The sequence below is a fragment of the Buttiauxella cochleicola genome, from assembly GCF_021282405.1.
Classification (GTDB): domain Bacteria; phylum Pseudomonadota; class Gammaproteobacteria; order Enterobacterales; family Enterobacteriaceae; genus Buttiauxella; species Buttiauxella massiliensis.
The window spans coordinates 184,491-206,463 of sequence record NZ_JAJSOU010000004.1 but is presented as its reverse complement, the minus strand read 5'-3'; the positions used below and the strand labels follow the sequence as shown (position 1 = coordinate 206,463).

Annotated in this window: 20 protein-coding genes; 6 read left to right on the top strand and 14 right to left on the bottom strand. The window is 47.5% G+C overall.

Features of this window, described 5'->3' with window-relative positions; translation table 11 throughout:
* Window positions 1–392: 392 nt before the first annotated feature.
* Entirely contained in the window at window positions 393–689 is a 297-nt protein-coding gene (locus LVQ79_RS07260; RefSeq protein WP_034455828.1) for a YciI family protein, read from the top strand.
* 42 nt (window positions 690–731) lie between these two features.
* On the top strand, window positions 732–887 hold the full coding sequence (locus LVQ79_RS07255) for a hypothetical protein (RefSeq protein WP_154150139.1): 156 nt from the start codon (window positions 732–734) through the stop codon (window positions 885–887).
* Window positions 888–953: 66 nt separating this feature from the next.
* On the opposite strand, the gene LVQ79_RS07250 is transcribed toward LVQ79_RS07255, so the two are convergent.
* On the bottom strand, window positions 954–1,136 hold the full coding sequence (locus tag LVQ79_RS07250; RefSeq protein WP_072009405.1) for a YciY family protein: 183 nt from the start codon (window positions 1,134–1,136) through the stop codon (window positions 954–956).
* A 257-nt stretch (window positions 1,137–1,393) separates the two neighbouring features.
* Between LVQ79_RS07250 and cls the strand changes: the two genes are divergently transcribed.
* Together cls and LVQ79_RS07240 are read left to right on the top strand one after the other, a co-directional pair.
* Window positions 1,394–2,854 carry a cardiolipin synthase gene (gene cls, locus LVQ79_RS07245; protein ID WP_151993295.1) on the top strand — a complete coding sequence of 487 codons (1,461 nt, stop codon included), beginning with the start codon at window positions 1,394–1,396 and terminating at the stop codon, window positions 2,852–2,854.
* 37 nt (window positions 2,855–2,891) lie between these two features.
* Window positions 2,892–3,221, top strand: coding sequence for an HI1450 family dsDNA-mimic protein (locus LVQ79_RS07240; protein WP_034455830.1), 330 nt, complete (start codon window positions 2,892–2,894; stop codon window positions 3,219–3,221).
* Between the two features lie 28 nt (window positions 3,222–3,249).
* Here the strand turns inward: LVQ79_RS07240 and LVQ79_RS07235 are convergent, their stop codons facing one another.
* From LVQ79_RS07235 to LVQ79_RS07205, 7 genes are all read right to left on the bottom strand, one after another.
* The gene (locus LVQ79_RS07235; protein ID WP_232864425.1) at window positions 3,250–4,101 is read right to left on the bottom strand and encodes an ion transporter; all 852 of its coding nucleotides are present in this window, start codon (window positions 4,099–4,101) and stop codon (window positions 3,250–3,252) included.
* Between the two features lie 49 nt (window positions 4,102–4,150).
* Window positions 4,151–5,155, bottom strand: coding sequence for a murein tripeptide/oligopeptide ABC transporter ATP binding protein OppF (gene oppF / locus LVQ79_RS07230; RefSeq protein ID WP_232864424.1), 1,005 nt, complete (start codon window positions 5,153–5,155; stop codon window positions 4,151–4,153).
* Complete coding sequence (locus LVQ79_RS07225) at window positions 5,152–6,165, bottom strand: ABC transporter ATP-binding protein (RefSeq protein ID WP_232864423.1); 1,014 nt, start codon at window positions 6,163–6,165, stop codon at window positions 5,152–5,154. The genes oppF and LVQ79_RS07225 overlap by 4 nt, the downstream gene beginning before the upstream one ends.
* Window positions 6,166–6,176: 11 nt before the next feature.
* On the bottom strand, window positions 6,177–7,085 hold the full coding sequence (oppC, locus tag LVQ79_RS07220; RefSeq protein ID WP_064518507.1) for an oligopeptide ABC transporter permease OppC: 909 nt from the start codon (window positions 7,083–7,085) through the stop codon (window positions 6,177–6,179).
* 14 nt (window positions 7,086–7,099) lie between these two features.
* Complete coding sequence (gene oppB, locus LVQ79_RS07215) at window positions 7,100–8,020, bottom strand: oligopeptide ABC transporter permease OppB (RefSeq protein ID WP_064518504.1); 921 nt, start codon at window positions 8,018–8,020, stop codon at window positions 7,100–7,102.
* A 215-nt stretch (window positions 8,021–8,235) separates the two neighbouring features.
* Window positions 8,236–9,870, bottom strand: a complete 1,635-nt coding sequence (oppA, locus tag LVQ79_RS07210; RefSeq protein WP_232864422.1) for an oligopeptide ABC transporter substrate-binding protein OppA — start codon at window positions 9,868–9,870, stop codon at window positions 8,236–8,238.
* 760 nt (window positions 9,871–10,630) lie between these two features.
* Window positions 10,631–11,278, bottom strand: a complete 648-nt coding sequence (locus LVQ79_RS07205; protein ID WP_034455840.1) for a YchE family NAAT transporter — start codon at window positions 11,276–11,278, stop codon at window positions 10,631–10,633.
* Window positions 11,279–11,757: 479 nt separating this feature from the next.
* On the opposite strand from LVQ79_RS07205, the gene adhE reads away from it, so the two are divergent.
* Window positions 11,758–14,442 carry a bifunctional acetaldehyde-CoA/alcohol dehydrogenase gene (gene adhE / locus LVQ79_RS07200; RefSeq protein ID WP_232864421.1) on the top strand — a complete coding sequence of 895 codons (2,685 nt, stop codon included), beginning with the start codon at window positions 11,758–11,760 and terminating at the stop codon, window positions 14,440–14,442.
* 116 nt (window positions 14,443–14,558) lie between these two features.
* Here adhE and tdk read toward each other — a convergent pair whose 3' ends face one another.
* Window positions 14,559–15,170: a thymidine kinase gene (gene tdk / locus LVQ79_RS07195; protein WP_232864420.1), complete on the bottom strand. Its 612-nt coding sequence runs from the start codon at window positions 15,168–15,170 to the stop codon at window positions 14,559–14,561.
* A 555-nt stretch (window positions 15,171–15,725) separates the two neighbouring features.
* Here tdk and hns point away from each other — a divergent pair.
* The gene (gene hns / locus LVQ79_RS07190; RefSeq protein WP_151995693.1) at window positions 15,726–16,136 is read left to right on the top strand and encodes a histone-like nucleoid-structuring protein H-NS; all 411 of its coding nucleotides are present in this window, start codon (window positions 15,726–15,728) and stop codon (window positions 16,134–16,136) included.
* Window positions 16,137–16,286: 150 nt separating this feature from the next.
* Here the strand turns inward: hns and LVQ79_RS07185 are convergent, their stop codons facing one another.
* The 5 genes from LVQ79_RS07185 to rssA all read right to left on the bottom strand — a co-directional run bounded on the left by LVQ79_RS07185 (window position 16,287) and on the right by rssA (window position 21,926).
* On the bottom strand, window positions 16,287–17,297 hold the full coding sequence (locus LVQ79_RS07185) for an NAD-dependent epimerase (RefSeq protein ID WP_232864419.1): 1,011 nt from the start codon (window positions 17,295–17,297) through the stop codon (window positions 16,287–16,289).
* Between the two features lie 139 nt (window positions 17,298–17,436).
* Window positions 17,437–18,777, bottom strand: a complete 1,341-nt coding sequence (locus LVQ79_RS07180) for a UDP-glucose dehydrogenase family protein (RefSeq protein ID WP_064518490.1) — start codon at window positions 18,775–18,777, stop codon at window positions 17,437–17,439.
* A gap of 24 nt (window positions 18,778–18,801) precedes the next feature.
* Window positions 18,802–19,710 (bottom strand): UTP--glucose-1-phosphate uridylyltransferase GalU, encoded by a 909-nt coding sequence (gene galU, locus LVQ79_RS07175; RefSeq protein ID WP_151995691.1) that lies wholly within the window; start codon window positions 19,708–19,710, stop codon window positions 18,802–18,804.
* A gap of 200 nt (window positions 19,711–19,910) precedes the next feature.
* The gene (gene rssB, locus LVQ79_RS07170; protein WP_232864418.1) at window positions 19,911–20,924 is read right to left on the bottom strand and encodes a two-component system response regulator RssB; all 1,014 of its coding nucleotides are present in this window, start codon (window positions 20,922–20,924) and stop codon (window positions 19,911–19,913) included.
* A 93-nt stretch (window positions 20,925–21,017) separates the two neighbouring features.
* Window positions 21,018–21,926, bottom strand: a complete 909-nt coding sequence (gene rssA, locus LVQ79_RS07165) for a patatin-like phospholipase RssA (protein ID WP_034455850.1) — start codon at window positions 21,924–21,926, stop codon at window positions 21,018–21,020.
* Window positions 21,927–21,973 lie beyond the last annotated feature (47 nt).

The window sequence follows — 21,973 nt, the reverse complement described above, 5'->3', positions numbered from 1 at the left end:
AAGACATTACAAACTACTGCCTATTCATGAGGAAAATAAAAAAGTAAAAACTCATATGAAATAGAAATATTATCTCAGACAAAAATTATAATTAAACTCTATTAACAAAATGAGTAACTGTCCGCTGCACATCATGTGTATTAGTTAGATTATTATTAATATTGCCTATACTCTTCAAAAAGATTTGATACCCCAACCATCTGGACTGCTCGCTGACACGACCAACAAAGTATCGGCTATCATTTTGGTAAGTTTTAGCCAGATGGTGATTCCTGCTGAATTAACACCCACAATGTAACATCTTGTTAGCGCGCAATTGATTTCAAGTTGCAGTCTTAGCGCCATTCACTTACCGTGTTTTACAAACCTCATATCTATAAGGAGTGCTGCACGTGCTGTATGTCATTTATGCGGAAGATAATGCCGACTCTCTCGAAAAACGCACGGCTGTGCGCCCTGCCCACCTGGCCCGTCTACAACTTTTACGCGATGAAGGTCGCCTGTTAACTGCCGGGCCTATGCCTGCCGTCGACAGTAATGACCCTGGTGCTGCTGGTTTTACCGGTTCAACGGTTATTGCTGAGTTTGCATCTCTAGAAGATGCCCAAGCCTGGGCTGAAGCAGATCCTTATATTGCGGCGGGTGTCTATAAACAGGTAGCAATCAAGCCATTCAAGAAGGTATTCTGATTCAACTATTCGTACGGTGAATGAAGTTATCAGGAAATTTTTATGGATTTGTTTGATGAGTCTTATGAGCGCCACAAGCAATCTGTGGGTAATCAGGAAGCACGCTGGAACGCCTGGCTTGCCAAACATCCGTTGGTGATTGTCGCGGCGGCATCAGTCACAGTGCTGATTATTTTACTGGCAATGCATTTCTCGTAAGACCGAAGTTTCAGAAGATTTTGAAGATTTTGAAGATACTGGGCACCGCAAGCGGTGCCCTTTTCTTTACGACGCCCATTGATCGTGAATGGCAAACAGCAAGGAGTTACGCTGGCGGTTTGTCTGGCACTTTCTGATGGCGTGAATGCGCATATTACGGCGTGACTGACCTTCCAGCCAACGCGATCTGCGCCGTTGTGTCTGACGCAGCATACGCCAACGTCCGACCTCAGTTCTACTACGCCTCATTTTTACGACTCAGGTTGCATGTAAGACGCGCCATTATAGTGTCTTCTTCACGCCAGACCAGACGTTTTACGATTATACCCGTCATACTTCAAGTTGTTGGTGCGTTGGCTACTCGCCTTCACCCCAGTCACATTGTTATCTATGCTCCTGGGGACTCACGCGTTTGCCGCCTTCCTACAACTCGAATTATTTGGGTATTGTTTTATGGCGGTTATGCGTAAACTCAAAACATACGGTTTCTAAAGGATTTTTGAACTATGACAACCTTCTATACAGTCGTTAGTTGGCTGATAATTTTAGGTTACTGGCTATTAATTGCCGGCGTGACGCTCCGCATTTTAATGAAACGTCGCGCAGTTCCTTCTGCCATGGCTTGGCTTCTGATTATTTATATTCTTCCTCTGGTAGGGATAATCGCCTACCTCTCGTTTGGTGAGTTGCATCTGGGCAAGCGTCGTGCCGAACGTGCGCGTGCTATGTGGCCATCAACCGCAAAATGGCTAAACGACCTTAAAAGCTGCAAACATATATTCGCCGAAGAAAATAGCGAAGTCGCGACATCGTTATTCCAGTTATGTGAACGCCGCCAGGGGATTGGTGGCGTTAAAGGCAATCAGCTTCAGCTCCTTACGACATCTGATGAAACCATGCATGCGCTGATCCGCGATATCCAGCTGGCGCGTCATAATATCGAGATGGTGTTTTATATCTGGCAGCCAGGAGGGTTAGCAGACCAAGTGGCTGAATCACTGATGGCTGCGGCTCGCCGTGGCATCCACTGCCGTTTAATGCTGGACTCAGCCGGTAGCGTCGCCTTCTTCCGCAGCCCGTGGGCAAATATGATGCGTAACGCCGGCGTGGAAGTCGTTGAAGCGCTCAAAGTTAATTTGATGCGTGTGTTCTTGCGCCGCATGGATTTACGCCAGCACCGCAAAATGGTGATGATCGATAATTACATCGCTTATACCGGCAGTATGAATCTCGTCGACCCACGCTTCTTTAAACAAGATGCAGGCGTTGGGCAATGGGTTGATTTAATGGCTCGTATGGAAGGCCCGGTCGCGACAGCTATGGGAATTGTCTATTCCTGTGACTGGGAAATCGAAACCGGTAAGCGCATTTTACCCCCTGCCCCAGACGCCAATATTATGCCGTTTGAAGAAGCCAGCGGTCATACCATTCACACGATTGCTTCAGGCCCAGGTTTCCCGGAAGATTTGATTCACCAGGCATTACTGACATCTGTGTATGCCGCGCGTGAATATTTAATTATGACGACCCCTTACTTCGTACCAAGCGATGATTTACTCCACGCAATTTGTACTGCGGCACAACGTGGCGTGGACGTCAGTATTATTGTGCCACGCAAGAACGACTCATTACTGGTGGGTTGGGCAAGCCGGGCATTCTTTACCGAATTGCTGGAAGCTGGCGTGAAGATTTACCAGTTCGAAGGCGGCCTACTGCATACCAAGAGCGTACTGGTCGATGGGCAACTCAGTCTGGTGGGTACGGTTAATCTGGATATGCGTAGTCTTTGGCTCAATTTCGAGATAACCCTGGTTATCGACGACTCCGGTTTTGCCAGCGACCTTGCCGCCGTACAGGACGATTATATCTCCCGCTCACGGCTAGTTGATCTACGCTTGTGGTTGAAACGCCCAATGTGGCAACGTGTGGTAGAGCGACTGTTTTACTTCTTTAGCCCGTTACTGTAAAACGTGGCGCATCAGTACTTAATAAGTGGAACCAGACATGGAAATGGATCTGAACAACCGCCTGACAGAAGATGAAACTCTCGAGCAGGCTTACGATATTTTTCTGGAACTGGCGGTTGATAACCTCGACCCGGCAGATGTGATTTTATTTAACCTGCAATTTGAAGAGCGTGGCGGTGCCGAGCTTTTTGACCCCGCTGAAGACTGGCAGGAACATGTAGATTTCGACCTGAACCCTGACTTCTTTGCCGAAGTAGTGATTGGCCTTGCCGACACAGACGGTGGCGAAATCAACGATATCTTTGCTCGTGTGCTGCTGTGCCGCGAAAAAGATCACAAGCTCTGCCATATCCTCTGGCGCGAGTGATGTTTTTTAGCGCGGCACTGCTGCCGCGCTACTCTTCTTTCCCTATTAGCGGTAATCGCCCACCACACGACTTACAATATTGAGCGTTAGTCTCATGATCTTGCTGATGACATAACGGGCATTTTCGTTCCAGCCTTTTGCGCTGTAATTCCGCCGTCATTTGCGCGGTCAAAATCCCGGTTGGGATAGCAATCACCGAGTAGCCAATCAAGATAAGCAATGAAGCCACTAACCTTCCTAACGGGGTATGAGGCGTAATATCGCCGTAACCTACTGTCGCAACCGTCACCACTGCCCAATAAACTGAAACACCAAGACTCGTAAATCCGTTAACGGCCCCTTCAATTCCATACATTAATGCGCCAGCCGTGACTAATACGATGGCGATAAATGAATAGAATAGAATTAATTGATGCCGGGAGTTAACCACCGCACGCCATAAACTATTAAGCGCCGGCATTAAGCGCAGTAATTTCAGGATGCGTAAAACGCGAATTGCCCGCATGGCGCGCCAGGCAAAGAAATAGTGTATTGCCAGCTCCGGCCATAGCCACAAAACATACAGCGGCAAGATCGTCGCAAGATCGATAAATCCCCAGAAACTGAACACATAGCGCACCGGATCGGGCCAGACAAGCACGCGCAATACGTATTCAAGGGTAAAGACCAGGGTAAAACCAATTTCGATGGCGATAAACATCCGCCACTGATCTGGTGTGAAAGTGACTTGATTGCCGATGCTGGATTCAATAAAAACAGTGATGACACTAAGCAGCGCCAGTAAACCCCAGAATGCTTCACAGCGGCGCCCTGCGCGGGTTCGTTGGTCAAATAAAACGTGGTAACAACGTAGTCTTAAAGAACTCTTATTCCCTGTCACGAAAACCTCGCCTGTAAAAAAGGGCTGGCGTAATGCCAGCCCTGCGAGATTATAACGGGTCAACCTTCAGACAGGAAACGGCATGCTTGAAACTGCCTTCCAGAACCGGGCGAGTTTTCGCACATTCTGGGCCTGCAATCGGGCAGCGCGTACGGAATACGCAGCCTGACGGCGGGTTAATTGGTGATGGCAACTCCCCTTCAAGAAGTTGTATCGTTTTATTTCTCTCCAGATCCGGGTCAGGAATCGGCACCGCAGACATCAATGCTTTGGTATAAGGGTGCAGCGGGTTGTGGTACACCTCATCATAGGTGCCCAACTCAACAGCATGGCCCAGATACATCACCAGAACGCGGTCAGAGATGTGTTTTACCACTGCTAAATCGTGCGCGATGAAGATAAGGGAAAGCCCCATTTCACGTTGCAGTTTTTGCAGCAGGTTCACAACCTGAGCCTGGATTGATACGTCGAGCGCTGAAACCGGTTCGTCACAGATAATCAGTTTTGGCTCAAGGATCAAAGCACGGGCAATCCCGATCCTCTGGCACTGGCCACCTGAAAACTCGTGCGGGTAGCGGTTGATGAGGTTTGGCAGCAAGCCTACTTTCATCATCATCGCTTTTACACGGTCACGAACTTCCTGGCGCGGCATTTTTGGGTGATACGTGCGCAGTGGCTCAGCGATAATATCGCCGATATTCATACGCGGGTTGAGCGACGCCAGCGGGTCCTGGAAAATCATCTGGATGTCGCTACGCACATCGCGCCACTCGTCCTGATTCATGCCCAGCAAATCTTTACCCAGCCATGCCACGCGGCCTTCAGTGGCTTTCACCAGACCGATAATCGCACGAGCAAATGTTGATTTTCCGCAGCCAGATTCCCCGACCACACCCAGCGTTTCGCCTTCGTATAAACGCAGCGTCACGCCATCAACCGCTTTCAGGGTTTTAGAGGGTTGCCAGAACCACTGCTTGCCGTCTTTGATATCAAAGTGAACTTTCAGGTCAGCGATTTCTAAGAGGACTTTTTTCTCTTGCGTCACGGCGTTCATACTAACTCCTCCACTGGCTTAAAGCAGGCGCGTAAGCGGCCTTCACCAAATTGTTCCAGCGGCGGTGCTGTATTGCAGATTTCCATCGCATGTGGGCAACGCGGCTGGAACGGACAACCCTTCGGCAAACGCAACAGGTTTGGCGGGTTGCCAGGAATAGTCAGCAGTGATTCACCTTCAGCATCCAGACGCGGTACCGCATTTAGCAGACCGATAGAATACGGGTGAACCGGGTTGTAAAACACATCCCGCGCCTGACCATACTCCATAGTACGGCCAGCATACATCACCAGTACTTTGTCGCAGATCCCGGCAACAACACCCAGATCGTGGGTGATCATGATAATAGCGGTGTTGAACTCACGCTTAAGTTCATTCAACAGCGTCATGATTTGTGCCTGAACAGTTACGTCCAGTGCTGTCGTTGGTTCATCGGCAATCAGCAGTTTTGGACGGCACAGTAACGCCATGGCAATCATTACGCGCTGGCGCATACCGCCGGAAAACTCATGCGGGAACATGCGCATGCGTTTACGTGCTTCAGGCATTTTCACCGCATCGAGCATACGAACAGATTCTTCAAACGCTTCCGCTTTACCCAATTTTTTGTGCAACATCAGCACTTCCATCAACTGCTCGCCTACACGCATGTAAGGGTTCAGTGAGGTCATTGGGTCCTGGAAGATCATCGAAATCTGTTCTGCACGCAGACGGTTAAGCTGGCTTTCTGGAAGATTCAGAATCTCTTTACCATTAAACTTCGCTGAGCCACCAATACGGCCGTTCGCCGCCAGCAAACCCATCAAAGCAAAAGCCGTTTGCGATTTACCGGAACCGGACTCGCCCACAATACCCAGTGTTTCACCGGCTTTCAGGCTGAAATTCAGATCGTTTACCGCAGTAACATCACCGTCTGGCGTTCCGAAGGTGACGCGCAGATCTTTTACGTCTAACAACGTAGAAGTCTGGCTCAGTGGAGTAACCACCGCAGGATTTTCAATTGTGCTCATCGCGGCACTCCTTAACGATCTTTCGGGTCGAGGGCATCACGCAGGCCATCGCCGATAAAGTTGAAACAGAACAGAGTGATAACCAGGAAGCCTGCCGGGAACATCAGCAACCATGGGGAAACTTCCATGGAGTTGGCACCATCGCTCAACAATGCACCCCAGCTACTTAATGGCTCTTGTGTACCCAGACCCAGGAAGCTCAGGAAAGATTCGAACAGGATCATGCTTGGCACCAGCAGCGAAGCATAAACCACCACCACGCCGAGCACGTTCGGCACAATATGACGAACTACAATGTTAACGGTAGAAACACCGCCAACCTGGGCTGCTTCAATGAACTCTTTACGTTTCAGGCTCAGCGTCTGGCCACGCACGATACGCGCCATATCCAGCCAGGAAACCATGCCGATTGCGACAAAAATCAGCAGGATGTTTTGCCCGAAGAATGTCACCAGCAAAATTACGAAGAACATGAATGGGAAGGAGTTGAGGATCTCAAGCAGACGCATCATCACAGAGTCGGTTTTGCCACCCAGATAACCCGCAAGCGAGCCATACAATGTGCCAACTACTACCGCGACCAGTGCCGCTGCAACACCAACCATCAACGAGATACGACCACCGATTGCGACACGAACCAGCAGGTCACGGCCCGAGGAGTCCGTCCCGAAATAGTGACCTGAGGTCATATCCGGTGCAGCCGACATCATTCCCCAATCGGTATCAAAATAGCTAAATTGCGACAGCATCGGCGCGAAGGTCACGAACAGCGCGATAAGTGCCAGGACAATCAAACTCGCTACCGCTGCACGGTTATGCATAAAGCGGCGACGGGCGTCTTGCCAAAGGCTACGGCCTTCTACTTCTAGTTTTTCACTGAAGTTTTCCAGCGCCTCGCTGTTTTTATTACTCAACATCATGGCGTACTCCAGCGTCAGTAACGGATTTTCGGATCGATAACGGCATACAGCACATCAACAATCGCGTTAAAGAGAATAGTCAGCGCGCCAACCAGAATGGTCAGGCTCAGAACCAATGAATAGTCACGGTTCAACGCTCCGTTTACGAACAACTGGCCGATACCCGGTAATCCGTAAATGGTTTCAATAACCATCGAGCCTGTGATGATACCGACAAATGCCGGGCCCAAATATGACAGAACGGGTAGCAGTGCAGGTTTCAACGCGTGGCGCAAAATAATGCGGCGCATCGGTAAACCTTTCGCACGTGCGGTACGGATAAAGTTTGAGTGCAGAACTTCAATCATGGAGCCACGAGTGATACGCGCGATACTGGCAATATAAGCCAAAGACAACGCGACCATTGGCAGGATCATGTATTGAATGGCCCCTCCGTTCCACCCGCCTCCGGGCAACCACTTGAGGGTTATCGCAAATATCAGAACCAGTAATGGCGCAACCACGAAGCTCGGGATAACTACCCCGGTCATGGCTATCCCCATTACGGCGTAATCCCATTTGGTATTTTGATTCAGTGCGGCAATAACCCCAGCGAAAACCCCTAAAACAACGGCAAAGATAAATGCAGCAGCACCCAATTTTGCCGAGACTGGGAAGCTTGAGGCCACCAGGTCGTTCACTGAATAATCTTTATATTTAAATGACGGGCCAAAATCACCGTGAGCCAGTTGTTTCAGATAACTGAAATACTGGGTCGAGATCGGATCGTTTAAATGGTATTTGGCTTCAATGTTCGCCATAACTTCCGGCGGCAGTGCGCGTTCGCTGGTAAAAGGGCTACCTGGCGCAAGGCGCATCATGAAGAATGAAATTGTTATAAGAATAAATAGTGTCGGAATTGCTTCCAGACAACGACGCAGAATAAATTTCAACATTGCCCGTACCTTCTGGCTGTGCCTTTAGAGTGCGATAAAATAAGACACGATGGGGCAAGCTCTACCCTTTTATCTTAAATAATTCACGTTGCAGGAAGGCGACAAGCTCATGACCCCCCAGGAACATAGAAAACTATGTGACTGGGGTGAATGAGCGCAGTTAACGCACCTGCAGCGTGAAGTATGAGGGATAAAACCTGCCCCACGAATTGCCATTAATGTTTGATGATATACATATCTTTAGTATAGATATTATCCATCGGGTCTTTACCGGTATAACCGCCAACCCATGGTTTCACCAGACGGGCATTCACGTAGTAATAAACCGGAACGATTGCAGAATCTTTGCCCAATTGCTGTTCCGCTTTATCGTATGCAGCAGCGCGTTGTGCATCATCAGTCGCTTTCAGCGATTCCGCCATAATGGCGTCAAAGGCTGGGCTCTTATAATGCGCGGTGTTCATTGAGCTTGAAGACAGCATTGTGTTCAGGAAGGAAGTCGGTTCGTTGTAATCCGCACACCAGCCAGCACGCGCAACGTTGTAGTTGCCCTGGTGACGAGTATCGAGGAAGGTTTTCCACTCCTGGTTTACCAACTTAACGTTCACACCGAGGTTTTTCTGCCAGATAGAAGCAGCTGCGATAGCCAGTTTCTTGTGCAGATCGGAGGTGTTGTACAACAGGTCGAAGGTCAGCGGCTTATCTTTGGTGTAACCCGCTTCAGCCAGCAACTTCTTAGCTTCTTCGTTACGTTTTTCCTGAGTCCATGAGAACCACTCAGGTTTAGTCAGTTTTGCACCGTCAGTATAAGGAGGGGTATAGCCATATGCTGGCAGATCGCCCTGCGCCTTCACTTTATTAACGATAATGTCACGATCCAGACCCAGTTTCAGAGCGGTACGGACACGCGCATCGTTAAATGGAGCTTTCTGGTTGTTAATTTCGTAGTAGTAAGTACACAGATATGGGTCAACGTGTACTTCAGCTGGAATTTCTTTTTTCAGTTTCTGGAACAGCTCGATTGGCAGGTTGTTATACGTCATGTCAATCTCGCCGCTGCGATAGCGGTTCACATCCGTGACTTCGGAAGAGATTGGCAGATAGGTGATTTGCGAAATAACGGTTTTCGCGTTATCCCAATAATTAGTATTACGCTCCATTACGATGCGTTCGTTAACAACCCAGTCTTTCAGTTTATAAGCACCGTTGCTCACGATGTTTGCAGGTTGGGTCCACTTCTCACCAAACTTCTCAATGGCGGTTTTGTTCACCGGGGACATCGCCGGGTTAACCAGAAGTTTGTAGAAGTAAGGAACAGGCTCGCTCAAAGTGACTTCCAGAGTGTGGTCGTCAATGGCTTTTACGCCCAGTTCACTTGGTTTCATTTTGCCGTCGATGATGGCATCAACGTTTACGATATGGCCGTATTGCGGGTAGCTTGCGTATGGGGAAGCAGTATTTGGATCAACCAGACGCTGCCAGCTATAAACGAAATCTTGCGCTGTGACTGGCTCGCCGTTAGACCATTTCGCATCTTTACGCAGATGGAAGGTCCAGACTTTGAAATCTTTATTATCCCAGGACTCTGCTACTCCCGGAATTGGGTGACCGTCTTTTGGAGAAGTAATCAATAAACCTTCAAACAGATCACGGCTGACGTTTGACTCAGGAACACCTTCAATCTTATTTGGGTCCAGAGACTGTGGTTCAGCACCGTTATTTCGGATCAACGTCTGCTTTTCTGACAGTTGAACACCTGCAGGAACTTCGGCCGCCATGGCCACATTGCCTACGATTAGCGCGGATAAAATGCTTGCTGCTACCAGACTTTTTTTTGTGATGATGGACATTGTGTTGATACTCCACTCATTATAATTACCGACCCGAAAGCCAGCCTCTTCCCCTTAGGGTTCCTTAACAGCGCAAGAGCGTTATGCGACTGTCCGGATTAACTTCTGTATTACTTGCTATCACCGACTTTATTTTTTGGGACGCTCTTATTGGCACCCTGTTCCGTCGATTCTTAATCAACCTACCCTGTACTCAGGTTGATTTTTATGAGTCATCTGTAAATGAAACATTTCTCAGATAATTGTGTTGCCCGGAAAGTATCAAAAGCCTTTGACACTCGCCAATACAATTTGCAAATTTGTTAACCATTTCTCTTTTATCTATGTGGAGACTGGTTCGTAACGATGCTTTTGCCGTGCAAAACACTCGGTTAACTCTTTAAAAATAAAAGAGATACCGGTGACCAAAAAGATGGATTTCACGCAGACTGATGGCACTCAGTTTTCATTCACGAAAAATTAACAACTGGTTATTTTTTAGCACATTCATCTGCTGGATAGCATGATTTACTAATATCATCTCAATAAAGCGGCAGCAAGCATCATTGTGTAGTGTGAGTTAAATAACGAACTGATTGTCAGTTTTATGTACAGCGGGGAAAAATGAAGGTTGTTAATACGCGGTTTCCAAAGCATTTTCTTATGAATAATTTTCTTATGAAAACTAAAAAAATGCTTATGCTTTAATCGCATTGGTAAAAAATTAACAAAAAAAAGCAGAATGGCTATTCTGCTTTTTCATATGCCGGTTTCAGCAGAACTAACTTAATAACCCTGGGAAGATCGTTTTCAGGCCAGTCACTATAAATTCGATACCCAGCGCCATCAACAACAACCCCATAATACGGGTGATAACGTTGATGCCGGTTTGCCCCAACAAACGGACTAACCACGGGGCAAGGCGGAAAACCAACCAGCAACAAAAAGCAAAGAGTGCAATAGCGATTGAAAAACCAACCAAATAATTCCAGCTATGGTAACGCGTGCCCCATACAATAGTCGAACTGATTGCACCAGGGCCTGCCATTAAAGGCAATGCCAATGGCACGACCCCCACACTTTCACGGATAGCGCTTTCTGATTTTTCTTGTTTGTTCTGTTTATCTTCCCCGAGCTTACCGCTGATCATCGACATCGCAATGGTGACCACCAGGATACCGCCAGCAATGCGGAAAGAATCAATTGATATGCCAAATAATTGCAGAATACCGTCACCGAGGAACAACGACGTCCATAAAATAATCGCTACCGACAAGTTGGCGGTAAGGTTTGTTTTATTCCTGGCCAACGCCGTTTGGTAGCTGGTCATACTGATGAATACAGGAATGATCCCCACTGGGTTTACCAGCGCGAACAAGCCAATAAAGAACTTAAAATAGGTAGGCAAATCGAACAAGGATTGAGCCACTCAAAACTCCGCGAATGAACGTAGCAAAGGCCGGCGTAATGTAATGGAAAACAGGTGCTGGCGCCACGCACTTTCGCAGCATAGATAACTACTTTTATTAGCAAATGCGATATTAAACGATATTGTTACCCACTTGTTGAAAATATGGTAATTTGTTTTATCTTTGCTGTGACTAAAATTTTAAAGACTTATCAGTTACCTGAATCCTCCCTGCTGAATGGAGTCAGCCTTAAAATATTGTGATTTATATCACAAAAAACCTACTCAGAAGTGAGTACTCTTGATGCATCTGAAGAGCAAATGATTCAGAGGATGAATAGGTTTTTTTAGGTAGGCTCTTTTAGTAAGTCAGCAAGATGTTTTGGGAAGTTTTTGGATAGTCGTGGCTCGTGTCTTACGCAAGCTGTTGCCCGCTGACTATACTGTCGTCTCGAGCAGCTCATTTACTAAAAGAGTTTAAACATTATCAGGAGAGCATTATGGCTGTAACTAATGTCGCTGAACTTAACGCACTTGTAGAGCGCGTCAAGAAAGCCCAGCGTGAATATGCCAACTTTACTCAAGAGCAAGTTGATAAAATCTTCCGCGCCGCCGCTCTGGCTGCTGCAGATGCTCGAATCCCTCTCGCGAAACTGGCCGTTGCTGAATCTGGCATGGGTATCGTTGAAGATAAAGTGATCAAAAACCACTTTGCTTCAGAGTATATCTACAACGCCTATAAAGATGAGAAAACCTGCGGTGTGTTGGATGAAGACCACACCTTCGGGACTATCACCATCGCTGAGCCAATCGGTATCATCTGCGGTATCGTGCCAACGACTAACCCAACTTCAACGGCTATCTTTAAGTCTCTGATCAGCCTGAAGACTCGTAACGCGATCATCTTCTCTCCACACCCACGTGCAAAAGACGCGACCAACAAAGCAGCAGACATCGTTCTGCAAGCAGCGATCGCTGCTGGTGCACCTAAAGATCTGATCGGTTGGATTGACCAGCCATCTGTTGAACTGTCTAACGCACTGATGCACCACCCAGATATCAACATGATTCTGGCAACTGGTGGCCCAGGCATGGTTAAAGCAGCATACAGCTCCGGTAAACCAGCAATCGGCGTTGGCGCAGGTAACACTCCAGTTGTTGTTGACGAAACTGCCGACATCAAACGTGTTGTTGCTTCTATCCTGATGTCTAAAACCTTCGATAACGGCGTAATCTGTGCTTCCGAGCAATCAGTTATCGTTGTTGACTCTGCATATGATGCAGTGCGCGAGCGTTTTGCATCACACGGCGGCTACATGCTGCAGGGTCAAGAGCTGAAAGCTGTTCAGAACATCATTCTGAAAAACGGCGCGCTGAACGCAGCTATCGTGGGTCAGCCAGCAACTAAAATTGCTGAACTGGCAGGCTTCACAGTACCGGCTGACACCAAGATCCTGATTGGTGAAGTTAGCGTTGTTGACGAATCTGAGCCATTCGCTCACGAAAAACTGTCTCCAACTCTGGCTATGTACCGTGCTAAGAGCTTCGAAGATGCCGTTGTTAAAGCTGAGAAACTGGTTGAGATGGGCGGCATCGGCCACACCTCTTGCCTGTACACAGACCAGGACAACCAGCCAGAGCGCGTTAAGCACTTCGGCGACAAAATGAAAACTGCACGTATCCTGATCAACACCCCTGCTTCTCAGGGTGGTATCGGTGACCTGTACAACTTCAAACTCGCGCCTTCCCTGACTCTGGGTTGTGGCTCATGGGGTGGTAACTCTATCTCTGAGAACGTGGGTCCTAAGCACCTGATCAACAAGAAAACCGTTGCTAAGCGAGCTGAGAACATGTTGTGGCATAAACTTCCGAAATCTATCTACTTCCGCCGTGGCTCCCTGCCAATCGCGCTGGACGAAGTGATTACTGATGGTCACAAACGTGCGATGATCGTTACCGACCGTTTCCTGTTCAACAACGGTTATGCAGACCAGATCACTTCTGTTCTGAAAGCAGCTGGCGTTGAAACTGAAGTATTCTTCGAAGTAGAAGCTGATCCAACTCTGTCCGTAGTACGTAAAGGTGCAGAACTGGCGAACTCCTTCAAACCAGACGTGATTATCGCGCTGGGTGGTGGTTCACCGATGGATGCTGCGAAAATCATGTGGGTTATGTACGAGCACCCAGAAACTCACTTCGAAGAACTGGCTCTGCGCTTCATGGACATCCGTAAGCGTATCTACAAGTTCCCGAAAATGGGCGTAAAAGCGAAAATGATCGCGGTTACCACCACTTCCGGTACTGGTTCAGAAGTGACTCCGTTTGCTGTTGTAACTGATGATGCTACTGGTCAGAAATACCCACTGGCTGACTACGCTCTGACTCCAGATATGGCGATTGTTGATGCCAACCTGGTCATGGACATGCCTAAGTCCCTGTGTGCATTCGGTGGTCTTGATGCCGTAACTCACGCACTGGAAGCTTATGTTTCTGTTCTGGCGAGCGAGTTCTCTGACGGCCAGGCTCTGCAAGCGCTGAAACTGCTGAAAGAAAACCTGCCAGCATCTTACAACGAAGGCTCTAAAAACCCAGTTGCTCGTGAGCGTGTACACAACGCTGCGACCATCGCGGGTATCGCGTTTGCGAACGCCTTCCTGGGTGTGTGTCACTCAATGGCTCACAAACTGGGTTCACAGTTCCACATTCCTCACGGTCTGGCGAACGCCCTGTTGATCTCCAACGTTATCCGTTATAACGCGAATGACAACCCAACTAAGCAGACTGCATTCAGCCAGTATGACCGCCCACAAGCGCGTCGTCGTTATGCTGAAATCGCAGACCATCTGGGTCTGAGCGCACCGGGCGACCGTACTGCTGCTAAGATTGAGAAACTGCTGGCATGGCTTGACAGCATCAAGGCTGAACTGGGTATTCCTAAGTCCATCCGCGAAGCTGGTGTTCAGGAAGCTGACTTCCTGGCTCACGTTGACAAACTGTCTGAAGATGCGTTCGATGACCAGTGTACCGGTGCTAACCCACGTTACCCACTGATCTCTGAACTGAAACAAATTCTGATGGATACCTTCTACGGTCGTGAATTCTCCGAAGAAGGCAACGAAGCAGCACAGGCTAAAACAGCAGCTCCTGCCGCGAAAGCTGACAAGAAAGCGAAGAAAACCGCTTAATTGTAATAGCTAATAAAAAACCCGCTTCGGCGGGTTTTTTTGTTTCTGCTTTCTAAAAACGCCGCACAAAGCCTCTCACGACGATGATTGAGAAAGGCACTCATCTGCCTTCCTATTTAATTTAATTCGCTCTGAATGCCTTCCAGAGAGCCTGTTTGCAGCGCTTCTTTATAGTGTTTACGGCAAACAGACACATAGCGCTCGTTCCCACCAATCACAACCTGTTCTCCCTGGTTATACGGACGACCTTCCTGGTCGAGGCGCAAAACCATGCTGGCTTTACGTCCACAAAAACAGATAGTTTTTAATTCCACGAGTTTGTCTGACCACGCTAATAAATATTGGCTTCCGCCAAATAACTCGCCCTGAAAATCAGTGCGTAGGCCATAACATAATACGGGAATATCTAATTCATCCACGACGTCTGATAACGCCAGAACTTGATCGCGTGTCAGGAACTGGCATTCATCTACCAGTACGCAATGCACAGCGTCCCGCTGATGCTCTTCACGTATTTCATTGAATAATTGGGTTGAGTCATTGTAGAGCTTTGCGGGCGACGATAATCCAATACGCGAACTCACCTTTCCAGAACCAAACCGATTGTCAATTTCTGCGGTATACACCAATGTACGCATTCCGCGCTCTTGATAGTTGTATGACGATTGCAGTAATGCCGTAGATTTACCCGCGTTCATTGCGGAATAGTAAAAGTAAAGTTGTGCCATTGGTCAGCTAGCCTGAGTTAAAATGTAAATATTATTAACACAGGATTATATCATAAGCCGTTAGGGAGTTGCTTTTACCTTATGACTCCAGGAAGAATTCATAGATTGTTAGAGAGATATATAAACCATAGCGTGGAATGCCTGAAATCGGCAGATGTTTGATGTTCATCACGTTGCACTTAACTTACGGAGTTTTCAGTGTTTTTGCTGGCACTCCCTGAAATCTATTGGATCATCAATAATAACTATCTATTAAAAATATCCACCATTACAGGCAATAATACCAAAGGTTGATATTTCACCATTAATGCGTTTATGTCTCAATTTACTACTTCGGCAACCCTGAAACTATCAGGGTTGTTGTAGAAAAAGTGAGTTCCCCACGTTTTGTTTACCTTAGATGCAAGCCAAAATTTAAGTTAATACCCTTTTATAAATCGACAAAATATTATGGAATTTTGAATTCCTTACATTACTTCCTATTGCAGAACTTAATTTAAGCCTCTATTATTAGCCCAACAAGCCAACCATCAATATAAGTTTGAGATTACTAAAATGAGCGAAGCACTTAAAATTCTGAACAACATCCGTACTCTTCGTGCACAAGCCAGAGAATGTACCCTGGAAACGCTGGAAGAAATGCTGGAAAAATTAGAAGTTGTTGTTAACGAACGCCGTGAAGAAGATAACGCTGCTGCTGCAGAAATTGAAGAGCGTACTCGTAAACTGCAACAATACCGTGAAATGCTAATTGCTGACGGCATTGATCCTAATGAATTACTGAATAGCATGGCTGCTGTTAAAACTACAGGCAAAGCTAAACGCGCTGCACGTCCAGCTAAATATCAGTACATCGACGAAAACGGCGAAAGCAAAACCTGGACTGGCCAAGGCCGTACTCCAGCTGTAATCAAAAAAGCAATGGAAGAGCAAGGCAAGAAACTGGAAGACTTCCTGATCGCCTAATTTTCGCTTTTAGTGCTGCTTATTAAATCCCGCTTCGGCGGGATTTTTATTTTGAGCGCATCATTAGCAGAATCTTTGTTACTACAAATAGTGCTCATAAAAAAAGGAAGCCAGGCTTCCTTTTTTCTTTTTTCTTTTAACTTCTCAGCATTAGCTGACTTTATAGAATGCCTTATACCAGTCTACGAAGCGCTGTACGCCATCCTGAACCGATGTCTGTGGTTTAAAGCCAATGACATCGTACAACGCCTTCGTGTCCGCACTCGTCTCCAGAACGTCACCTGGCTGCATAGGCATCATATTCTTCTGGGCAACCTTACCTAAAGAGGTTTCAAGGGCAGTAATATAATCCATCAACGTAACCGGATTACTGTTCCCGATATTATAAACTCGATAAGGTGCTGAGCTTGTCGCCGGAGTTCCTTCCTCTACTGTCCACGTGGCATCGGCTTGCGGAATGACATCCTGCAAACGAACGATTGCCTCTGCAATATCATCAATATAAGTGAAGTCACGACGCATTTGCCCATGATTATAAACGTCGATACTCTTTCCTTCGACAATCGCACGAGTAAATTTAAATAACGCCATATCCGGGCGGCCCCATGGACCATAAACGGTGAAAAAGCGTAACCCGGTCGTCGGTAACCCATATAAGTGCGAGTACGTATGCGACATCAACTCGTTAGCTTTTTTGGTTGCCGCATATAATGATATTGGATGATCGACAGTGTCATCAGTTGAGAACGGAAGTTTGCGATTTAGCCCATATACCGAACTGGACGAAGCATATAACAGATGCCCCACTTTATTATGGCGACAACCTTCAAGAACATTTAAATGCCCCACAAGGTTTGAATCAGCATAGGCGTGAGGGTTATCGATGGAATAACGTACACCTGCTTGTGCAGCAAGATGAATCACACGATCAAATTTCTCTTTGGCAAATAATTCCGCCATGGCATTACGATCGGCAAGGTCAATTTTATCGAAACGGAATGAAGAATGTGGTGCGAGGAGATCAAGACGAGCTTGCTTAAGATTGACATCGTAATAGTCATTCAGGTTATCGATACCGATAACCTGGTGACCGGCTGCCAGCAAACGTTCACTGACATGAAATCCAATAAAGCCTGCACTGCCGGTAACCAAAAATTTCATATAATCCTCATTTATACCCGTCATACTCCAAACTACATCTTTGTTGGCTTCGTAAACATACCCGAATCACCTACTGATGTAAGTTCATCGGGATGTGTTCACTTGCCGCCGCGATGCAGCTTGAATTATTTAGGATATATTACGCAATATTGATGGACGCTCCGCGGCCGATTGCATAATAGACAAAGCCGCGTTTGTTAAGTCTCTCAGGATCATACAGGTTACGGCCGTCAAAGATAACTGGTTGCTTTAGGGATTTCTTGATTGCATCAAAATCAGGTGCACGGAAACTTTGCCATTCTGTACAAATAACCAGAGCATCTGCATCTTGTAATGCGGCTTCTTTAGTTCCCATCAATTTCAGATCTGGACGATGTCCGTAAATGCGCTGAGCTTCGTCCATTGCTTCCGGGTCATACGCCTGCACCTGAGCACCGCGTTCCCACAGCGCTTCCATCAGGACGCGGCTAGAGGCTTCACGCATATCGTCGGTATTCGGTTTGAATGAAAGTCCCCACAGCGCGAAGGTTTTACCTTTCAGATCTTCACCGAAATGACGAGTAATAAACTCAGGGAGTTTTAACTTCTGGTCGTGGTTGACCTCTTCTACCGCTTGCAGAATACGTGGCGTGTAGCCAATCTGCTGAGCGGTACGAATCAGAGCCTGCACATCTTTAGGGAAGCAGGAGCCACCATAACCGCAGCCAGGGTAAATAAAGCTGTAGCCGATGCGGGAGTCTGAACCAATACCCATACGCACTTTTTCGATATCTGCGCCCAGCCGTTCTGCCAGGTTGGAGATTTCGTTCATAAAGCTAATTTTAGTCGCCAGCATGCAGTTCGCGGCGTACTTGGTCAGCTCAGCACTACGGATATCCATCAGGATCATGCGATCGTGGTTGCGATTGAACGGCTCGTACAATTCACGCAGCAAATCCACCACATCATCGTTATCGGTACCGATAACAATACGCTCAGGGCGCATGCAGTCAGAAACTGCCGCACCTTCCTTCAGGAATTCAGGGTTAGAAACCACATCAAATGGAATATCCACGCCACGGGCTTTCAGCGTCTCTTCCATTACGTTGCGCACTTTGTCTGCTGTTCCGACAGGAACGGTAGATTTATCGAGCACAACTTTGTGGGATGTCATGTGCTGCGCGATAGTACGTGCAACAGCGGTGACATATTTCAGGTCAGCAGAACCGTCTTCATCCGGCGGAGTTCCAACGGCAATAAATTGCATTTCACCATGATGGACGCCCAATTCAGCATCGGTGCTGAACTGTAAACGGCCTTCTTCATAGTTTTTCTTCACCAGTGGCGTTAAGCCGGGTTCAAAAATTGGGATCACGCCGTTTTTCAGATTTTCGACTTTCTTCGCATCGACATCTATGCACATTACATCGTGACCAACTTCCGCAAGCACTGCAGCCTGAACAAGTCCAACATAGCCGATACCAAATACAGTAACTTTCATCTTTCTATCCTGCGTTGAAATGAATTACTTTTTCGCGCCAACTGTCTCTTCTAGCCAGGCTTTAAAGTCTGCGCCCAAAGTGCTGTGACGGATACCGTACTCCACAAACGCCTGCATATAACCGAGTTTGTTACCACAGTCATGGCTCACGCCTCTCATGTGATAGGCTTCAACAGTCTGTTTTTCCATCAACATAGCAATGGAGTCAGTCAGCTGAATTTCATCACCAGCACCTGGAGGTGTTTTGGACAACAGCGGCCAAATATCAGCAGTCAGCACATAACGGCCTACAACTGCAAGATTAGATGGTGCAACATTGGCTTTAGGTTTCTCAACAATACCGACCATTGGCACGCTGTCACCTTCGTTTAACTCAACGCCTTTGCAGTCAACAACACCGTAAGCGGTAACATCTTCTACCGGCTCAACCATGATTTGGCTGTGGCCTGTAGTATCAAAACGTTTGATCATTTCGGCCAGGTTATCCTGCGAAAGATCGGATTCGAACTCATCAAGAATTACATCTGGCAGAATAACGGCTACTGGCTCATCGCCGACAACCGGATGGGCGCACAGCACTGCGTGCCCCAGGCCTTTAGCCAGGCCCTGACGAACCTGCATGATAGTGACATGCGGAGGGCAAATAGCCTGAACTTCATCCAGCAACTGGCGCTTAACACGTTTTTCCAGCATGGCTTCAAGTTCGAAGCTGGTATCGAAGTGGTTTTCGATGGAGTTTTTCGAAGAGTGAGTCACCAGCACAATTTCAGTAATGCCCGCGGCGATACATTCATTGACCACATACTGAATTAACGGTTTATCGACTAAAGGCAACATCTCTTTTGGAATAGCCTTGGTAGCCGGTAACATACGTGTGCCCAATCCCGCGACAGGGATTACTGCTTTTCTTACTTTAGAATTAATGGCAGCCATTGAAAAATCTCCTGGACTGTTCAAGTTTTCACTTGCACGTCAATTAAAAAAACGTCTCGAGTATATCAGCTTAAAAATGGAATCTGCGGCTGTTTACCCGTTGCGTTGATAATTTAAGACTAATACGATTTGGATAGATACGATATTACCACCAGCAATGATAGGGGAGAAAACCTAAATGATTTCAACCATCCAGATGCTCATTCCGCAGACAACATCAGCCGTAATCGCCCGCCACTTCCCCAAACCTGACACTGCCAGGACTCACAACGCTGGCTAATTTGATTGAGATAAGTATTGCCCAGTGTTCCCAAAGGCACACCGTTGCTGACCTGAATTTGATGCTCACCGGTATTTAAGGTGGCATTTAGCCCCGCCGAGACCAAAATGAGGTTTTTGAGTTCACTATGGTAATAACCCACCATCAGCGGAAACTGCCCGGTAAGATTGGCCTGACGTAATAATTGATTCACTTGTTTGAGTAAATTACCGAGCTCAGGTAAACGTTGGTTTTGTTTGGAAAGTTGTTCCTGCAATAGCCCGTTAAATAGTGCTCGTAATAACAGTGCCGCCAGCACCCCATTATCCCCTGCTCTTGTCACATCAAGGCAATAAAATGCCAGGTCGTTCTCTGACAAAGCAGCAATATCCAGAACAAGTCCTGGTTGATTATGAGTAATTAACTGGCGGTAATTCACCCGGCAATGCGAAATCACCTGTTGTACCGGGGGTTGTAGTTCTTGAAGTAGCGTAGATGCAGCCTGCGGGTCGCTGACTAGCGCATCCCAGTCCTGAAATAGGCGTTCTTCTTCCTCAACACGCGAATTAAACATGTTGGGATAGAGGCAGGCGAAGACTGTTTCACGCAGACGATTGAGATCTTTAATAGGTTTTAGCAAGACGTCCTGCACGCCAAAGCGCAGCGCTTTAGCGATATCTGACATATTCTCTGTCGCGGAAATCACAAGGATTGGCGTCTGTATGCCTTCATTACGCAAGTGCTCTACCAACTTCAATCCATTCATGCGCGGCATAGCCAGATCGCAAATCAGCAGATCGGGCGCAAAACTGGTCATCTTTTCCAGAGCATCTATACCATCAACGGCAACAGCAATGACCGCACCTAAGGAAGAGAGATAATTTTCCAGTAAAGAGCGGAAAACGGGCTCATCTTCAACAATGAGAATCAGTTTTCCAACGAGTGGCTGTGTCATTTTCGCTCCCCTGACTGGCGATAGATCAATAGTGGCATGGTATGACAATCACCGCCTGTCAGAATTGCCTGAAGATGCGAGTTTTCACCATACTCAATCATGGGTACGAACCAATGGCAGCAGCTCATCCATCTTTTTCTCGACGGCAAGACTGCCCGCACTTATCGCTTCCGCGGCACGGTGGAAATCAAGCGTTGAAATCTGGGGGCAAAAAGGTTGCAGCAAAATATCCGGTGGGTCACCCGCCATACGGTTACGCTTTAAGCGGTTTTCCAACACCTGAATAGAGGTGGTCATGATTTCCATGGCCGTTGGCGTGGTATTGGCACGACGGGTAGTGATTTTGCCGAGCTGTTCGCGCAAACGACCACGCCATGAATCAGGCTGCACCTGATTTTCAGCCAGAGGAGTCGTCATATTGACGGAGAGTAAATCTTGCTGCATCAAATGCGCATCATGTTGCAGGTCGACGGCAATCACGATATCGGCACCCAGCGCACGCGTTAGCGAAACAGGCACCGGGTTAACCACTGCGCCATCCACCAGCCAGTAGCCGTTATACCCGACCGGCGACAATAGCCCCGGCATACTGCAAGAGGCTCGAACAGCCTGATGCAAATCACCATCCGTGAACCACAATTCACGTCCAGTACTTAAATTGGTGGCAACAGAGCCAAAACGCAGCGCGCAGTCTTCAATTTTCTCTTCGGTAATGATTTTGCGGACGTTGTTGAACACTCTTTCGCCACGCAACAATCCGCCACGACGCCAGGAAAGATCCATTAGTCGCAGTACATCCCAATAGCCGAACGAGCGCACCCATCGTTCCATCATAGGTAAGCGATTACTTGCATACGCGGCACCGACCAGTGCCCCAACCGAGCAACCTGCAACGATATCAACCTGAATGCCTGCTCGTTTTAACGCATTAATGACACCAATATGCGCCCATCCTTTTGCTGCTCCCGACCCTAATGCCAGGCCGATCTTTACCTGTCTCATTTTGCCTCGGTCTTTCTTCCCCGGTTTATACCCATCATTCATCAAGC

Excerpts from the sequence above, each read along its gene's own strand:
- oppF (WP_232864424.1), bottom strand. The coding sequence starts at position 5,155 with ATGAACGCCGTGACGCAAGAGAAAAAAGTCCTCTTAGAAATCGCTGAC.
- cls (WP_151993295.1), top strand. The coding sequence starts at position 1,394 with ATGACAACCTTCTATACAGTCGTTAGTTGGCTGATAATTTTAGGTTAC.
- rssB (WP_232864418.1), bottom strand. The coding sequence starts at position 20,924 with ATGACACAGCCACTCGTTGGAAAACTGATTCTCATTGTTGAAGATGAG.
- oppC (WP_064518507.1), bottom strand. The coding sequence starts at position 7,085 with ATGATGTTGAGTAATAAAAACAGCGAGGCGCTGGAAAACTTCAGTGAA.
- LVQ79_RS07180 (WP_064518490.1), bottom strand. The coding sequence starts at position 18,777 with ATGAAAGTTACTGTATTTGGTATCGGCTATGTTGGACTTGTTCAGGCT.
- hns (WP_151995693.1), top strand. The coding sequence starts at position 15,726 with ATGAGCGAAGCACTTAAAATTCTGAACAACATCCGTACTCTTCGTGCA.
- oppA (WP_232864422.1), bottom strand. The coding sequence starts at position 9,870 with ATGTCCATCATCACAAAAAAAAGTCTGGTAGCAGCAAGCATTTTATCC.
- LVQ79_RS07255 (WP_154150139.1), top strand. The coding sequence starts at position 732 with ATGGATTTGTTTGATGAGTCTTATGAGCGCCACAAGCAATCTGTGGGT.
- LVQ79_RS07240 (WP_034455830.1), top strand. The coding sequence starts at position 2,892 with ATGGAAATGGATCTGAACAACCGCCTGACAGAAGATGAAACTCTCGAG.
- galU (WP_151995691.1), bottom strand. The coding sequence starts at position 19,710 with ATGGCTGCCATTAATTCTAAAGTAAGAAAAGCAGTAATCCCTGTCGCG.
- oppB (WP_064518504.1), bottom strand. The coding sequence starts at position 8,020 with ATGTTGAAATTTATTCTGCGTCGTTGTCTGGAAGCAATTCCGACACTA.
- adhE (WP_232864421.1), top strand. The coding sequence starts at position 11,758 with ATGGCTGTAACTAATGTCGCTGAACTTAACGCACTTGTAGAGCGCGTC.
- LVQ79_RS07225 (WP_232864423.1), bottom strand. The coding sequence starts at position 6,165 with ATGAGCACAATTGAAAATCCTGCGGTGGTTACTCCACTGAGCCAGACT.
- LVQ79_RS07185 (WP_232864419.1), bottom strand. The coding sequence starts at position 17,297 with ATGAAATTTTTGGTTACCGGCAGTGCAGGCTTTATTGGATTTCATGTC.
- tdk (WP_232864420.1), bottom strand. The coding sequence starts at position 15,170 with ATGGCACAACTTTACTTTTACTATTCCGCAATGAACGCGGGTAAATCT.
- rssA (WP_034455850.1), bottom strand. The coding sequence starts at position 21,926 with ATGAGACAGGTAAAGATCGGCCTGGCATTAGGGTCGGGAGCAGCAAAA.
- LVQ79_RS07250 (WP_072009405.1), bottom strand. The coding sequence starts at position 1,136 with ATGAGGCGTAGTAGAACTGAGGTCGGACGTTGGCGTATGCTGCGTCAG.